The sequence below is a fragment of the Palleronia caenipelagi genome (genome assembly GCF_007004065.1).
In the GTDB taxonomy this organism is placed as follows: Bacteria; Pseudomonadota; Alphaproteobacteria; order Rhodobacterales; family Rhodobacteraceae; genus Palleronia; species Palleronia caenipelagi.
The window spans coordinates 38,817-54,563 of record NZ_VFSV01000014.1 but is presented as its reverse complement, the minus strand read 5'-3'; the positions used below and the strand labels follow the sequence as shown (position 1 = coordinate 54,563).

General features: G+C 63.4%; 16 protein-coding genes. 14 read left to right on the top strand and 2 right to left on the bottom strand.

The window, feature by feature from the left end; all coding sequences use genetic code 11:
* Positions 1 to 54: 54 nt before the first annotated feature.
* The 3 genes from FEV53_RS10060 to FEV53_RS10050 all read left to right on the top strand — a co-directional run bounded on the left by FEV53_RS10060 (position 55) and on the right by FEV53_RS10050 (position 2,806).
* Positions 55 to 579, top strand: coding sequence for an invasion associated locus B family protein (locus FEV53_RS10060; RefSeq protein ID WP_142834685.1), 525 nt, complete (start codon positions 55 to 57; stop codon positions 577 to 579).
* A 78-nt stretch (positions 580 to 657) separates the two neighbouring features.
* A complete protein-coding gene (rlmN, locus tag FEV53_RS10055; RefSeq protein ID WP_142834684.1) occupies positions 658 to 1,842 on the top strand; it encodes a dual-specificity RNA methyltransferase RlmN in 1,185 nt (394 codons plus the stop codon).
* Positions 1,820 to 2,806: an HNH endonuclease gene (locus FEV53_RS10050; protein WP_246100777.1), complete on the top strand. Its 987-nt coding sequence runs from the start codon at positions 1,820 to 1,822 to the stop codon at positions 2,804 to 2,806. Before rlmN ends, FEV53_RS10050 begins: the two co-directional genes overlap by 23 nt.
* A gap of 3 nt (positions 2,807 to 2,809) precedes the next feature.
* Here the strand turns inward: FEV53_RS10050 and FEV53_RS10045 are convergent, their stop codons facing one another.
* Entirely contained in the window at positions 2,810 to 3,631 is an 822-nt protein-coding gene (locus FEV53_RS10045; RefSeq protein WP_142834683.1) for an LOG family protein, read from the bottom strand.
* 80 nt (positions 3,632 to 3,711) lie between these two features.
* Here FEV53_RS10045 and dapD point away from each other — a divergent pair, with 80 nt between their 5' ends.
* The 11 genes from dapD to FEV53_RS09990 all read left to right on the top strand — a co-directional run bounded on the left by dapD (position 3,712) and on the right by FEV53_RS09990 (position 12,938).
* Entirely contained in the window at positions 3,712 to 4,539 is an 828-nt protein-coding gene (gene dapD, locus FEV53_RS10040) for a 2,3,4,5-tetrahydropyridine-2,6-dicarboxylate N-succinyltransferase (RefSeq protein ID WP_142834682.1), read from the top strand.
* A 123-nt stretch (positions 4,540 to 4,662) separates the two neighbouring features.
* Positions 4,663 to 4,905, top strand: a complete 243-nt coding sequence (locus tag FEV53_RS10035) for a GlsB/YeaQ/YmgE family stress response membrane protein (protein WP_142834681.1) — start codon at positions 4,663 to 4,665, stop codon at positions 4,903 to 4,905.
* A gap of 92 nt (positions 4,906 to 4,997) precedes the next feature.
* The gene (locus FEV53_RS10030) at positions 4,998 to 5,348 is read left to right on the top strand and encodes a hypothetical protein (RefSeq protein WP_142834680.1); all 351 of its coding nucleotides are present in this window, start codon (positions 4,998 to 5,000) and stop codon (positions 5,346 to 5,348) included.
* A gap of 19 nt (positions 5,349 to 5,367) precedes the next feature.
* Positions 5,368 to 6,498 (top strand): succinyl-diaminopimelate desuccinylase, encoded by a 1,131-nt coding sequence (dapE, locus tag FEV53_RS10025; protein WP_142834679.1) that lies wholly within the window; start codon positions 5,368 to 5,370, stop codon positions 6,496 to 6,498.
* Positions 6,495 to 6,932: a GNAT family N-acetyltransferase gene (locus tag FEV53_RS10020; protein ID WP_142834678.1), complete on the top strand. Its 438-nt coding sequence runs from the start codon at positions 6,495 to 6,497 to the stop codon at positions 6,930 to 6,932. The genes dapE and FEV53_RS10020 overlap by 4 nt, the downstream gene beginning before the upstream one ends.
* Positions 6,933 to 7,011: 79 nt before the next feature.
* Positions 7,012 to 7,761 carry an SDR family NAD(P)-dependent oxidoreductase gene (locus FEV53_RS10015; RefSeq protein WP_142834677.1) on the top strand — a complete coding sequence of 250 codons (750 nt, stop codon included), beginning with the start codon at positions 7,012 to 7,014 and terminating at the stop codon, positions 7,759 to 7,761.
* A gap of 67 nt (positions 7,762 to 7,828) precedes the next feature.
* The gene (locus FEV53_RS10010) at positions 7,829 to 8,206 is read left to right on the top strand and encodes a hypothetical protein (protein WP_142834676.1); all 378 of its coding nucleotides are present in this window, start codon (positions 7,829 to 7,831) and stop codon (positions 8,204 to 8,206) included.
* 45 nt (positions 8,207 to 8,251) lie between these two features.
* Complete coding sequence (gene rnr, locus FEV53_RS10005) at positions 8,252 to 10,516, top strand: ribonuclease R (protein WP_142834675.1); 2,265 nt, start codon at positions 8,252 to 8,254, stop codon at positions 10,514 to 10,516.
* A gap of 39 nt (positions 10,517 to 10,555) precedes the next feature.
* Positions 10,556 to 11,437: a DMT family transporter gene (locus FEV53_RS10000; protein ID WP_142834674.1), complete on the top strand. Its 882-nt coding sequence runs from the start codon at positions 10,556 to 10,558 to the stop codon at positions 11,435 to 11,437.
* A 26-nt stretch (positions 11,438 to 11,463) separates the two neighbouring features.
* A complete protein-coding gene (gene pncA, locus FEV53_RS09995; RefSeq protein ID WP_142834673.1) occupies positions 11,464 to 12,066 on the top strand; it encodes a bifunctional nicotinamidase/pyrazinamidase in 603 nt (200 codons plus the stop codon).
* Positions 12,066 to 12,938, top strand: a complete 873-nt coding sequence (locus tag FEV53_RS09990) for a DMT family transporter (RefSeq protein ID WP_142834672.1) — start codon at positions 12,066 to 12,068, stop codon at positions 12,936 to 12,938. Before pncA ends, FEV53_RS09990 begins: the two co-directional genes overlap by 1 nt.
* Positions 12,939 to 12,944: 6 nt before the next feature.
* Here the strand turns inward: FEV53_RS09990 and polA are convergent, their stop codons facing one another.
* On the bottom strand, positions 12,945 to 15,731 hold the full coding sequence (gene polA / locus FEV53_RS09985; protein WP_142834671.1) for a DNA polymerase I: 2,787 nt from the start codon (positions 15,729 to 15,731) through the stop codon (positions 12,945 to 12,947).
* Positions 15,732 to 15,747 lie beyond the last annotated feature (16 nt).

Here is a 15,747-nt window from a genome sequence, read left to right as displayed (position 1 = left end):
AGAGGGCGGGCCTGCGTGGTACGAGGCAGAATGCAGCTGGAGGCTGTTAAACAGATGAAAGCACTGACCGGATTTCTGGCGGCACTTGTGACCCTGACCGCCACCACCCCACTTTTCGCACAGGACGAGAGTACAAACCGCGTCGCCGTCGAGACCGCCTGGACGGTTTTCGTAGAGGACAGCCCAAAGGAATGCTGGAGCGTCTCCAGCCCCACCGACACTGTGAACACGCGCGGTGGCCAGGTGGTGACAGTGCGACGCGGGGATATCCTCTTGTTCGTCACCTATCGCCCGGGGGCGAAGGTGCGCGGCGAGGTGTCCTTTACAGGCGGCTATCCCTTTGCGGACGGTTCAACCGTGTCGCTGGCGATCGGCGGCACCAGCTTCGACCTCTTCACTGAGGGCGAATGGGCTTGGCCGGGATCGCCGGAGGATGACGCGAAGATCATCGCTTCCATGAAGCGCGGCGCCGAAGCGGTGCTGACCGCGCGTTCGGGCCGGGGCACCCAGACCAAGGACACCTTCTCCCTGATCGGCTTCACCGCCGCGCTCGACGAGGCGGCCGGACGCTGCGGCTGATCGGCTGACCCGTCAGGCAGGGTTTATTTGTGGACGGAATGGCCTTATATGCCAGCCATTCCGCAAGAGAGTAAGCCCATGACCGTGCCCGCCACGCCGATCACCCAGGACGTTCTGACCCTTCCCCGCAAAGTCGAGGAAGGTGCGCGCCGCAATCTCGTGGGCCTGACCCGCGACCAGATGCGCGCGGCACTGATCGAGATGGGTACGCCGGAGAAGCAGGCGAAGATGCGCGTGGGGCAGGTCTGGCAATGGATCTACCAGCGTGGGGTGCGGGATTTCGGCGAGATGACCAATCTCGCCAAGCCGTATCGCGCGCAGCTCGCCGAGCATTTCGAGATCGCGCTGCCGGAGATCGTGCGCAAGCTCGTTTCCGAGGATGGAACCCGCAAATACCTGCTGCGGATCGCGGGCGGCCATGAGGTCGAGAGCGTCTACATCCCAGAAGAAGGGCGCGGCACGCTATGCATTTCCAGTCAGGTGGGCTGCACGCTGACCTGCTCTTTCTGCCACACCGGCACACAGAAGCTCGTGCGCAACCTGACCGCCGCCGAGATCGTGGGTCAGGTCATGCTGGTTCGAGATGACCTGGGCGAATGGCCCCAGCCGGGCCGCAACCCGAAGGATGAGACCCGCCTCCTGTCGAACATCGTGCTGATGGGTATGGGAGAGCCGCTCTACAATTTCGAAAACGTCCGCGACGCCATGAAGATCGCCATGGATCCCGAGGGCATCTCTCTGTCACGGCGGCGAATCACTCTCTCGACCAGCGGTGTGGTGCCTGAGATCGCCCGTACCGCCGAGGAAATCGGCTGCCTGCTCGCCGTGTCCTTCCACGCCACCACGGACGAGGTGCGGGACAAGCTGGTGCCGATCAACCGCCGCTGGAACATCGAAGCCTTGCTCGATGCCCTGCGGGCCTATCCGAAGCTGTCCAATTCCGAGCGGATCACGTTCGAATACGTGATGCTGAAGGATGTGAATGACAGCGACGAAGATGCCCGGCGGCTGGTGAAGCTGATCGAGGGCATTCCGGCGAAGATCAACCTGATCCCCTTCAACGAATGGCCCGGCGCGCCCTATCAGCGCTCCTCCAACAACCGCATCCGCGCCTTTGCCGACATCATCTACAAGGCTGGCTACGCCTCCCCGATCCGTACCCCCCGCGGCGAGGACATCATGGCCGCCTGCGGCCAGCTCAAATCCGACACCGAGCGCCAGCGCAAATCTCGCAAACAGATTGAAGCCGAAGCGGGGCTTTGATAAAATTGTTGCAACATGTGGTTTTCTGGATTTCCTGGAAACCATGGCAAAGCTGGTTCTCGTGTATAGAGCGGATTCGATCTACGATGACCGACCCGACGTGTCCTATGATTTTCCGAAGCGCTACATAAAGAATATGTCGCGCGGCGAAGGTGATTGGGTCGTCTATTATGAGCCAGTCAAGGCCGGGAACCGCGGCTATTTTGCGGTCGCCAAGATCAGCCGCATCATCGAGAACCCCGCATCCCAAGAGCACTTTCTCGCCATCATTGAACCCGGAACGTATCTTGAGTTCGACAGAACAGTTCCACGCTTGATCGATAATAGCCCGGTCGAATCGGCTCTCCGGGATGAGACAGGGCGGGCCAAGAGAGGCGGGTTGCAGCAATACCCTGTGCGGATCCTGCCGGAGGATGAGTTTTCCCGGATCATCCAGCTTGGTCTTCCGGTAGACCTCGAAGAAATGGAGTCGCGGCGATACGAAGCGTCTCAAATTATCGCCTACGAAAGACAGGAACCCTTTGAGCGTCCTGTTATGGAGCGCCTCATCAACATACGTTATCGTGAGGTGGCTTTCCGGCGTAAAGTCAGGGATGCCTATGACTACACCTGTGCTTTGTCAGGCCTCCAACTCAAGAACGGTGGAGGACGGCCCGAGGTGCAGGCGGCGCATATCGTGCCCGTGGCTGAGCAGGGCAGCGATTCCGTGCGCAACGGTCTGGCCTTGTCCGGCACGCTTCACTGGATGTTCGACCGGGGGCTGGTTTCTGTTGCGGATGACTACAGCATTCTGGTCTCCCGGAACAAGGTGCCATCGGAGGTGAGTGATCGACTGTTGGCTCCGTCGGGTAAGCTCACCTTGCCCGACGATCCGCGCGATCATCCCCACTCGGAGAATCTCCGCTGGCATCGCGAGAACGTCTATGGCCACATTGTTGCCGATATCCCTGAGCAATGGCGCTAAGGTTTACACCTCCGGCTCGGGCCACTCCTCGATCAGTGTAACGGCCTCCTCAGCGGTCTCGACAAAGCGGAACAACTCCAGATCACTTTCCGAGATCGTCCCCGCCTCGGCCAGCGCTTCGAAATTGATGATCTTGCGCCAGAACTCTTCGCCAAAGAGCAGGAAGGGCACGGGCTTCATCCGGCCCGTCTGGATCAGGGTCAGCGCCTCGAACAGTTCGTCCATCGTGCCAAATCCGCCCGGAAAGACGCAAACGGCGCGAGCGCGCATCAGAAAGTGCATCTTGCGGATGGCGAAATAGTGGAAGTTGAAGCACAGCCCCGGCGTCACATATTCGTTCGGCGCCTGCTCATGGGGCAGCACAATGTTGAGCCCGATGGACTGGCCGCCCGCATCCTGTGCGCCCCGGTTGCCCGCCTCCATGACACCCGGCCCGCCGCCCGTGGTGATCACGTAATGCCGGCCATAGGTCTGCATGGACCGCTCGGTCATCAGCCGGGCAAAGCGCCGCGCCTCGTCATAATAACGCGACAGCCCCGCCATGGCCTCGGACTTGGCTTCCTCCGGATTCTCCCGGATCCGCGCTCCGCCAAAGAGGATCACGGTGCTCTCGATCCCGCGCTCGGACATGATCATCTCGGGCTTGAGCAGCTCCAGTTGCAGGCGCACAGGGCGCAGCTCGCGGCGGCACATGAAATCGTCATCGGCAAAGGCCAGACGATAGGCCGGAGCGCGGGTCTGGGGCGTGTCAGGGATCAGCTCGGCGGCCTCGTAATCCGTGGGCGCATCGCGAAAGCGCGACGGGGTCGGCGGGGTTTTGGTCATTCGGTCCTCCATTGCAGAGCAGGGATAGCGGCCCTATAGGCTGTCCACCAGTGGCCCCGCACCCTCAGCAGGAGAAACTCATGTCGAATGCCCAGCTCGAAACCGCCATCGAAGCCGCCTGGGAGGCGCGCGCCGAGATCACCCCGGCAACAACGGGAGAGACCCGTGAAGCCATCGAGGACACGCTGAACGCGCTCGACAGCGGCTCCCTGCGCGTGGCCGAACGGCAGGAAAATGGCGACTGGCATGTGAACCAGTGGGCTAAGAAGGCGGTGCTTCTGGGCTTCCGCATCAAGGATATGGAGCACCAGCCCGGCGGTCCGCAAGCCGGTGGCTGGTGGGATAAGGTGGACAGCAAGTTTGCCGGTTGGGGCGACAACCAGTGGCGTGCCGCCGGTTTCCGCGCCGTGCCCAACTGCGTGGTCCGCAAATCCGCCTTTATCGCACCCGGTGTGGTTCTGATGCCGTCCTTCGTCAATCTGGGTGCCTATGTGGACGAAGGCACCATGGTAGATACCTGGGCCACCGTCGGCTCCTGCGCTCAGATTGGTCAGAACGTGCACCTGTCCGGTGGTGTCGGCATCGGCGGCGTACTGGAGCCCATGCAGGCCGGACCGACGATCATTGAGGATAATTGCTTTATCGGCGCCCGGTCCGAGGTGGTCGAGGGTTGCATCGTGCGCGAGGGCTCTGTGCTCGGCATGGGCGTCTTCATCGGCAAATCGACGAAGATCGTGGACCGGGAAACCGGCGAAGTGATGTATGGCGAGGTGCCACCCTACTCCGTCGTCGTCGCGGGCTCGATGCCGTCGAAGAACGGGATTAATCTGTATTGCGCCGTGATCGTGAAGCGCGTGGACGCCCAGACCCGCTCGAAAACCGGGATCAACGAGCTTCTGCGCGATTGACGTTGGGGGAGGGAGCGAATTTTCGCAGAAAATTCGGGGAACTTCCCTCAACCGGTCGCGTTCAGCGATCAAACCGCGTAAGCGGGCGCCATAACACCACATCCCCATCGAGGAGTACACACTATGGGTTGGATTGCGACCATCATCGTCGGCGGCATTGCAGGCTGGCTGGCCGAGCAGTTCATGAAGTCCGAAATGGGCATCCTGATGAACATCATCCTGGGCATCGTCGGTGCCTTCCTGGTGAACTTCATCCTGGGTTCGGTTCTGGGCCTCTACGCCAGCACCAGCTGGATCAGCTACCTGATCGTCGGCTTCGTCGGCGCTTCGGCTCTCATCTGGATCGCCCGCAAAGTTCGCAGCTAATCCGCTCCGGACAGACGCAACAGGCGCCGCTTTCCATCCGGGAGGCGGCGCTTTGCATTGACAAGACCGCTCACATCACGGACGCCCGGATCATGGCAAAGTCTCACAACGTCTACACACTTCTCGTACAGGTTGGCCGCAGCGCCGAAGATGATCTGCCCGACGGGGCCACCGGCGGCGCGCTCCTGTGCTACGCCACCGGAATCGACGAGGCCGAAGCGGTCCGCGAGACCGTCGCGGTGCTGAAACAGGCCGGCATGGCGCCCCTCGATGTGACGGGCTACGGCTCGCTGGAGGACCGTTTGGAAGACGGGGCAGAGATCGACGACGAAGAGCGTGCCCTGATGGACCGCGCCCGCGAGGAAAACGCTGTGATCGTCGCGCAGGCGACGCCGCTCTATGACGGCGAGCAGGCGGAGGATCCCGCCGCAACCCGCCACTGACCTGTCGAGGAAAGCGCCCATGACCCCCGATCCTGTCGAGCTGACCCGTGCCCTCATCCGCGACGCCTCCGTAACCCCCGACAGCGCGGGCGCCATTCAACTGGTGGCGGATCTCCTGAGCGAGGCCGGGTTTACGGTCACCCGCACAGATCGCAACGGCATCCCGAACCTGTACGCCCGTTTCGGCACCGAAGGTCCTGTGCTGGGCTTTAACGGCCATGTGGACGTGGTGCCGGTGGGCGACGCAGCCGACTGGACCGACCCGCCCTTTGCTGCCGAGATCCGCGACGGCACCCTCTACGGACGTGGGGCCTGTGACATGAAATCCGGCGTCGCGGCATGGATCGCTGCTGCCATCACCGCCGCGCCCGATTGCCCCGGCTCTCTGGTCCTGACCATCACAGGGGACGAAGAGGGCGACGGCGTGGACGGCACTGCCGCGATCCTCGACTGGATGGATCAGGCGGGCGAGCGGATGGACGCCTGCATCGTGGGCGAGCCGACCTGTCCCCAGACCATGGGCGAGATGATTAAGATCGGCCGCCGCGGCTCGATGACCTCATGGATCACCGCAAGGGGCAAACAGGGCCATTCGGCCTATCCCCACCGTGCCCGCAACCCAATCCATGCCATGGTCGATTTCCTCGCCCGCCTGACTGCTGCGCCGCTGGACGAAGGCACGGACCATTTCGACGCCTCGACCTTGCAGATCACCGGGTTCGACACGGGCAACGGTGCCAATAACGTGATTCCCGCAGCCTGCACGGCCATGGCGAATATCCGTTTTAACGACGCCCATTCCAGCGCCAGCCTGACCGAGTGGCTGACCGCCCACGCGCAGGCCGTCGAAGACGCCACCGGCGTCACCATCGAGCAGCGGATCGCCGTCTCGGGCGAGAGCTTTGTCACGCCGCCGGGACCGCTGACGCAGATCGTCTCTGACGCTGTCGAGGCCGAGACGGGCCAGCGGCCAGAGCTGTCGACCTCGGGCGGCACCTCGGATGCGCGGTTTGTCAAGGATCACTGCCCGGTGATCGAGGTGGGTCTGGTGGGCCAATCCATGCATCAGGTCGATGAGCATGTCGAAGTCGCTCATATCCAGCAACTTACGGCTATTTACAGCCGCATCATCCGGGAGTTCTTTGCATGACTCTCACCGTTTCCGTGACAGGGGATCTGGCCGCCTGCCACGCGCTGCGCCGGACGGTTTTTATCGAGGAACAGCAAGTCCCCGAAGAGCTTGAGATGGACGACAAGGATGGCGGTGCACTGCACTTCCTGGCGGTCCTTGACGGGACGCCTGTTGGCACGGCGCGGGTTTTGCTGAGCGCCACCGAGGCGAAGATCGGCCGTGTCTGCGTCCTCGCCGAGCATCGCGGCACCGGAATCGGCAAGGCGCTGATGCACTCCGCAATGGCCACTCTGCGGGACGACCCCACCGTGACGCAGGCCGTTCTTTCGGCGCAGATCTCGGCGCTCGGTTTCTACGAGGCCCTCGGTTTCGTGGCAGAGGGTCCGATCTATGATGATGCCGGGATCCCCCATCGGACCATGCGATGTGATCTGAATCGGGTCAGGCCCTGACAAATTCATCCTGCTCAGGAAACTCCGGACAATTTGAATCGTTAAACCCTCGACACGTAAGATTTATATCGAGGACAAAATGTTTGATCTGAAAGATAAGGTCGTTCTGGTGACGGGCGCCAATAGCGGCATCGGCAAAGCGGCAGCTTTGGGACTGGCCAAAGCGGGCGCGACAGTGGTCGTCAGTGACCTGCCGGGCTCCGATTCCGACGAGACGATGAAAGAGGTCCGTGAACACGCGCCGGACTCCATTTTCATCGGCATCGACGTGGCCGATGAGGACAGCGTCGCCAAGGGCATCGCTGATATCGTGGAAAAGTTCGGCAGGCTGGACGTGGGCGTGAATAATGCCGGGATCGGCGGCGGTCACAAACCGCTCCATGAAACCAGCGCCGAAGAGTGGAACAAGGTGGTGAACGTCAACCTCACCGGCCAGTTCTACTGCGTGAAGCACGAGCTGCTGCAATTTTTGAAGCAGGGCGGCGGCACTATCGTGAACGTGGCCTCTCTCGGTGGCCTGCTGACCATTCCTGGCGAAGGCAGCTACATCGCGTCCAAGCACGGCTCTCTCGGCCTGACCAAGACCATCGCCGCCGAATATGGCAATAAAGGCATCCGCGCCAACGCCGTCTGTCCCTATTATATCGCCACCCCGATGACTGCCAATGCGGATGAGGCGACGCTGAAGGCCTGGAAGGCCGACACCCCGATGGAACGCCTCGGCTCCCCCGAAGAATGCGCCAGTGCGGTGGTGTTCTTCGCCTCAGATGCGTCGGGCTATTGCAACGGCGATACGCTGGTGCTGGACGGCGGCAAGCATATCCGGTGATAAGGCCGCGCGGAGCCCGGCTTTCTCCGGGCTCTACGCCTGATCCTTACCTTTCCGGGAGACCCCGATGCGCGTGCTTATCCTCTCCGCCCTGACCCTTGGCCTGCTGATGGGCTGCAACAGCAGTTCCGAACCGGCGAACGGGATCACCGTTGATCAAGGCTATGTGGACACTGTGAGTCGTGAGAGCGGACTGAGCCGGGAGGAGGTTGAGACCGCCTACCGCGATTGCGTCAAGGGTGGAGGAAAACCGATTTTTGGTGGCTTCGGCCAGCCCGCCTGCGAAACACCAACGCTGGACGCCGGAAAATCCTGCACGCAGAACAGCGACTGCGACAGCTTCTGCCTCGCCGAGACAGCCACCTGCGCACCGAAAAAACCGCTGTCTGGATGTACGTCTGTGCTACCTTCACCGGGTCGCCCCGCGACGATCTGCGTGGACTGATCCTTGCCGCTATGCGCCGCCCTCACGCCGTGCTAGGGGCGGTTTATGGCTCAGATCCCTTCAAAAGCGGAGGTCCTGCAATGGATCTCCGACAATCCCACCCAGACCTCGAAACGTGACATCGCCCGGGCTTTTGGCCTGAAGGGTGCTGATCGCATTCCGCTGAAACGGCTCCTGCGCGAGCTGGAGGATGAGGGGCACCTGCAAAAGCGCGGCAAGACCTATCGCGACCCCGAAGTGCTGCCGCCGGTTTCGGTCTGCGAGATCACCGATCCGACCCGGGACGGGGATCTGCTGGCGAAACCACTGGAATGGCGGGGCAGCGGGGCGGAGCCGCGCATCTTTGTGATCGAAAAGGACGGCGACCCGGCGCTCGGCCGCGGCCACCGGGTGCTCCTGCGCCTGACAAAGCTCGCCGATGGCGAGTATGAGGGCCGTCTGATCCGCAAGATCGGTCCCGCGGGCGGGCAACATGTGCTGGGTATCCTGCGCATGGGTGCCGAAGGGGCGCGGATCGTGCCGGTGGACAAGGGTACGGATCGCGAATGGCGGGTGCGCAGCGCGGATCTGAACGGCGCCGAAGAGGGCGAACTGGTCGAGGCCGAGCGTACCGGGCCGAAGGACCGGCTAGGCCTGCCCTGGGCCCGGATCGTGGCGCGGCTGGGCGATCCGAGCGCGCCGAAATCCGTCTCGCTCATCGCCATCCACCAGCACGGAATCCCCGACCGCTTCCCCGAGGAAGTCATCGCCGAAGCTGAAGCGGCACGGCCCGTGGCGCTCGGCAGTCGCACAGATCTGCGGCACCTGCCCTTGATCACTATCGACCCCGCCGATGCGCGCGACCATGATGACGCGGTCTGCGCGATGCCCGATGACGACCCGGCCAATCCCGGCGGCCACGTCCTTTGGGTCGCCATCGCCGATGTGGCCCATTACGTGCGTCCGGGATCACCTCTGGATCGTGAGGCGCGGCTGCGGGGCAATTCCACTTATTTCCCTGACCGCGTTGTGCCAATGCTGCCCGAGGCCCTGTCCGGAGATCTCTGCTCGCTCCATGAAGGGGTCGAGCGCGCCTGTCTCGCGGTGCGGATGGTGCTGGCCGCTGATGGCACGAAGATCGCCCATCAGTTCCATCGTGGTCTGATGAAGAGCCCCGCTGCGCTGACCTATGAAGAGGTGCAGGCCGCTCATGACGGCCAGCCCGACGCGCGGACAGAGCCGCTGCTGGAGACGGTCATCCGGCCTCTCTACGCGGCCTATGACGCGTTGCGGGAGGCCCGCGCGCGCAGGCAGCCTCTGGAGCTTGACCTGCCCGAACGGCGGATCGAGCTGGATGACTCGGGACAGGTCACCTCGGTGGCCTTCCGCGACCGGCTGGATGCGCACCGGCTGATCGAAGAATTCATGGTTCTGGCCAACGTCGCCGCTGCCGAAGAGCTGAAGGCCCGCCGTCAGCCGCTTGTCTACCGGGTCCACGAAGAGCCCTCGCCCGAGAAACTCGACGCATTGCGCGAAGTTGCGGTGGCCTCGGGGTTGACGCTGGCGAAGGGACAGGTGCTGCAAACCGCGCATCTCAACCGGCTGCTGGCGCAGGCCGCAGAGACGGATGTCAGCGAGCTGATCAACATCTCTACTCTGCGCGCCATGACGCAGGCCTATTATAATCCCGAGAATTTCGGCCATTTCGGGCTGGCGCTGCGCAACTACGCCCATTTCACCTCGCCCATCCGCCGCTACGCCGACCTGATCGTGCACCGCGCGCTGATCGCGGCCCATGGCTGGGGCGATGACGGCTTGAGCGCGGCGGAGTCAGAGGCTCTGGGCGAAACGGCGGAGCATATCAGCCAGACCGAGCGCCGCTCGATGCTGGCCGAGCGCGACACCGTGGACCGCTACCTCGCCGCCTATCTGGCGGAAAGGATTGGGGATGAAATCGGCGGCCGGGTCTCCGGCGTGCAGAAATTCGGCCTGTTCGTAAAGCTCGACGAGACCGGCGCCGATGGGCTGGTGCCCGTGCGGGCGCTGGGCCACGAGTATTTCGACTATGACCGCGATGCGCAAACCCTGATGGGGGTCGAGACGGGGCGGCAGTTCGAGATGGGCCAGCGCGTTCTGGTGCGCATCGCCGACGCAGCCCCGGTGACGGGCGGGCTGATCCTTGACCTGCTGGAGGTCGAGGGGGAGAGCCTGCCCAAAGGCGGGGGCCGCAAGGGCCGCCGAGCCGCTGCGCCGCGACGCTTCAAGGGGAAAGCCTCCGCCAAAGCCCGCGCCAAGGCCCGGAAGATCAATCGCTCCAGCCGTCAGAGGTGATCGGGCCGCCCGCCCGCGAGACATAAGGTGCATTTCTGAATGCAGAACGTGCTGCTCTTTGTGGTGACGGTGCTCGTCTGGGGCAGCACATGGTACGCGGTCGCGGTGCAGGTCCCGCACGCGCCGCTGATCGTATCAGCGCTCTACCGCTTCGTTCTGGCCGCTGTTGTCATGGTCTCGGGACTTCTGATTATCGGGCGCCTTAAGCGTCCTCTTGTCTGGCGCTATGTGATCTTGCAGGCGCTGTGCCTCTTCTCCCTGAACTACCTCGCATTCTACCGGGCCACGGCGCTGATCCCCTCGGGGTTTGTCGCGGTCATGTTCTCGCTCTCGGCAATTTTAAACGCGGTGAACGCCCGGATTTTCTTTGGCGAGCGGATCACATTTCGCGTGGTGCTCGCGGGGGGTATCGGGCTGGCGGGGCTGGTGCTGATCTTCTGGCAGGACCTCATCGCCACGCTGAACGCCGACACGCTGCGCGGCGTCGCATGGGCAGGTCTGGGCACAATGCTGTTCTCTCTCGGCAACATGGCGTCTCGCATGAACGGTGCGCGGGGAGTCACGCCGGTGACAGCCAACGCCTGGGGTATGTGCTTCGGTGCGCTGGTACTGCTGACGCTGACACTCAGCAGCCGGACCCCGATTGTCGTTCCAGATGTTCCGGCCTACTGGACCGCGATGCTGTATCTGTCGGTGATCGGCTCGGTAGTGGCCTTTACCACCTACCTCATCATGGTGGCGCGGATCGGGTCGGCCCGGGCGGCCTATGCGACGGTATTCTTCCCCGTCGTGGCGCTGGCGATCTCAACCGTCTTCGAAGGCTATGTCTGGACCGGCACGGCACTGGCCGGTGTGCTGTTGACCCTCGTGGGCAATCTGGTGATGTTCCTTCCGCGCGGCCTGTTCCGGCGACGCACCTGACATGTACCCCGAAGGGACAAGACACCATGACCGCCGATACCCACGCCCTGATCGTCATCGACATGCAGAACGACTTTTGCCCCGGTGGCGCGCTGGCCGTGCCCGGTGGTGATGCGCTGGTGCCGGGGATCAACGCGCTGATGGACACGTTCCGCACCGTGATCCTGACGCAGGACTGGCACCCGGCGGGGCATTCGTCCTTTGCCTCCAGCCATGACGGCCGCGCGCCCTATGACCTGACCGAGATGCCCTATGGCCCGCAAGTGCTGTGGCCCGATCACTGTGTGCAGGGCAGCAAGGGGGCGGAGTTTGTGCCGGGGCTCCGGACCGATGGCGACCTGATCCTCCGCAAAGGGTACAATTCGCAGATCGACAGCTATTCCGCGTTTTTCGAGAACGACCGCCAGACGCCCACCGGGCTCGACGGCTACCTGAAGACGCGCGGCATCGGGCATCTGACGATGGTGGGGCTGGCACTCGATTTCTGCGTAAACTATTCGGCGCTGGACGCGGCGCGGTTTGGCTATGAGGTCACAGTGCTGCCGGGGCTTTCGGCGGCCATCGACCTCGACGGATCGAAGGACGCGGCGCTGGAGGCCATGCGTGACGCCGGGGTGACCCTCGCCTGATGGACCTGCGCGCGCTTGCCATGGGGTTGGGGTTTGCGGTGATGTGGTCCTCGGCCTTTACTTCGGCCCGGATCATCGTCGCTCATGCCCCGCCGCTGGGCGCTCTGTCGATCCGCTTTGCACTGTCAGGAGCGCTGGCGGTGCTGATCGCGTGGGCCCTGGGGCAGAGCTGGCGGCTGACCCGGTCCCAATGGCGGCTGACCTTCATCTTTGGCCTGTGTCAGAACGCCCTCTATCTGGGCCTGAATTTCGTCGCCATGCAGCAAGTCGAAGCGAGTCTGGCGGCGATCATCGCTTCGACCATGCCTCTGATTGTGGCACTGGCAAGTTGGCTGGCCTTTGGCGAGCGCCTGCCCGCGCGAGGCGTGCTGGGGTTGATTCTGGGTCTTGCCGGGGTGTGTCTGGTCATGGGCAGCCGGATCGGCGGTGGTGCACCTTTGGCCGGGATTCTGCTCTGCATCGGCGGGGTTATCGCGCTGACCGTCGCCACGCTGTCCCTGCGCGGCGCGGCCTCGGGCGGCAATGTCCTGATGGTGGTGGGGCTGCAAATGCTGGTGGGCTCGGGACTCCTCGGCATCGCCGCGCTGGGCTTCGAAGAAGGGTCGGTGGATTGGTCCCCGATCTTCCTCGGCGCCTTCGCTTATACCACATTGGTGCCGGGGCTCGCCGCGACGGTCGTGTGGTTCTGGCTGGTCAGGCGGATCGGGCCAGTTCGGGCGGCCACGTTTCACTTCCTCAACCCGTTCCTGGGGGTCGCGATCGCGGCGCTGATCCTCGGCGAAGCCATCACCCCGCTCGACCTCCTCGGCGTCGCAGTGATCATGACGGGGATTCTGCTGGTACAAATGGCGCGCGGGCAGGCCGCGCGCTGAGAGCGCTTAATGCGCCTCGGCCCAATTCGGACCCTGCCCGGCATCGACGACCAGCGGAACTGACAGGTCCACGGCGGGCAGGGAGGCACGCTCCATCACCTCACGGGCGTGGGCGATAAGCGCGTCCTCATGGCCCTCCTCCACCTCGAACAAGAGTTCGTCATGGACTTGCAGGAGCATCTTTGCCGGCAGATCGGCAATCGCCGCCTCCATCCGCACCATCGCGCGCCGGATCACATCGGCGGCGGTGCCCTGAATGGGCGCATTGATCGCGGCGCGTTTGGCGAAGCCTGCGCCGGGACCCTTGGCGTTGATCTCGGGCGTATGGATGCGGCGGCCAAACAGGGTCTCGACGCGGCCATGCTCTTTGGCAAAGGCGGTGGTCTCGGCCATGTAATCCTTGATGCCGGGGAAGCGCTCGAAATAGCGGTCTATAAAGCCCTGTGCCTCATCGCGCGGAATCCGCAGATTGCGCGCGAGGCCAAAGCCGGAAATGCCGTAGATCACGCCAAAATTGATTGCCTTGGCCTGACGGCGGATCTCGTGCGTCATCTCGTCGAGGGGGACGTTGAACATCTCCGACGCGGTGGCGGCGTGGATGTCCTGCCCCTCACGAAACGCTTGTTTCAGCGCGTCAATGTCCGCGATATGGGCGAGGATCCGCAGCTCGATCTGAGAATAGTCGAGGCTGACCAAAGCCTTACCCTCCGGCGCGACGAAGGCTGTACGGATCCGGCGGCCCTCTTCGCTGCGCACGGGGATGTTTTGCAGGTTCGGATCGGTCGAGGCGAGGCGGCCGGTATTGGCGCCCGCGATTACATAGGAGGTGTGCACGCGGCCCGTGTCGGGGTCGATATGGTCCTGCAGCGCATCGGTGTAGGTGGATTTCAGCTTTGACAGGGCCCGCCAGTCGAGCACTTTGCGCGGCAGTTCGTGCTCGGTTGCGAGGTCTTCGAGGATGTCCGCGCCGGTGGAATAGGCGCCGGTCTTGCCCTTTTTACCGCCGGGCAGGCCGAGCTTTCCAAAGAGGATCTCGCCCAGCTGTTTCGGGGACCCCACGTTGAAATCTTCGCCCGCGAGCTCGCGGATCTCATCCTCCAGCCCCGCCATTTTCTGGGCAAAGGCCCCGGACATGCGCGACAGTACGCTGCGATCGACCTGGATCCCGGTCATTTCCATCCGGGCCAGCACGGGGATCAGAGGGCGCTCCAGCGTCTCATACACCGTGGTGACGGCGCTGCGATGGAGGAGCGGTTTAAAGCGCTGCCACAGGCGCAGGGTGATGTCCGCATCCTCGGCAGCGTAGCGCACGGCCTTGTCCACGGGAACCTTGTCGAAGGTGATCTGACTCTTGCCCGAGCCGATCAGCTCTTTGATCGGGATAGGGGTGTGGTCGAGGTATTTCTCGCTGAGCGCATCCATTCCGTGCCCGTGCAAGCCCCCATGGAGCGCGTAGGACAGGAGCATCGTGTCATCCACCGGTGCGAGGGTTATGCCGTAGCGGGCGAGGATCTTCAGATCGTATTTGGCGTTCTGGAGAATCTTCAGGACCGAGGCATCCTCCAGCATTGGCTTCAGGATCTCTAGCGCGCGTTCAAGCGGGACCTGCCCGTCGGAGAGTGCGTTATCGGCAAAGAGGTCGTCGCCCCCGTCCTTGACGTGGGTCAGCGGGATATAGGCGGCCTTGCCGGGGCTGAGCGCCAGCGAAATGCCCACGAGCTCTGCCTGCATCTCGTTCAGGCTGGTGGTCTCCGTATCGACGGCCACATAGCCCTGCGCCGTGGCGCGGGCGACCCAGTCGGAGAGGGCGGCCTCATCACGGATCCAGATATACTCTTCGGGGAACGGGACATCAGCCGGGGTGTCCGGCGGGGTCCCGGTCGCTTCGGGGCTGGCGGGAGGCTCAGCCCCCAGCGCCTCTGACACCCGTTTCACAATGCTGCGGAACTCCATCTGCTGCAGGAACTCCAGCAGCGGTTCGGCCTCGGGCTCCCGCACTTCCAGCGCCTCGAAGCCGTAATCGAGCTCCATCTCGCAATCGAGCTGCACGAGCCGTTTGGACAGCTCAATCTGGGCGCGGTGCTCGATCAGGGTCTGTCGGCGCTTGGGCTGTTTGATCTCTTCGGCGCGGTTGAGGAGCTCTTCGAGAGAGCCGTATTCGTTGATCAACTGAGCGGCGGTCTTGATGCCGATGCCGGGCGCGCCGGGTACGTTGTCCACCGAATCGCCCGCCAGCGCCTGCACATCCACCACATGCTCGGGACCGACGCCGAATTTCGCCACCACCCCGTCACGGTCGATGCGGGCATTTTTCATCGCGTCGAGCATCTCGACACCGCCACCCACGAGCTGCATCAGGTCTTTGTCCGACGAGATGATCGTAACCCGCGCGCCCGCCTCGCGCGCGCGGCAGGCCAGCGTAGCGATGATGTCATCCGCCTCGAACCCTTCCTGCTCCAGACAGGCAAGGTTAAAGGCCCGTGTGGCCTCGCGGGTCAGCGGGATCTGGGGGCGCAGATCCTCGGGCATGGCGTCGCGGTTGGCCTTATACTGATCGTAGAGATCGTTGCGAAATGTGTGCGAGCCCTTGTCGAAGACCACCGCCGCATGGGTGGGAGCGTCGGGGCCTTTGTTGTCCTGGATCATCTTCCACAGCATGTTCACAAAGCCTGACACGGCTCCGACGGGCAGCCCGTCGGATTTGCGGGTCAGGGGCGGCAGGGCGTGGAAGGCACGGAAGATAAAGGCGGAGCCGTCCACGAGATGCAGGTGATGTCCCTTGCCGAATGCCATGGCGGTGCCTCTTTCG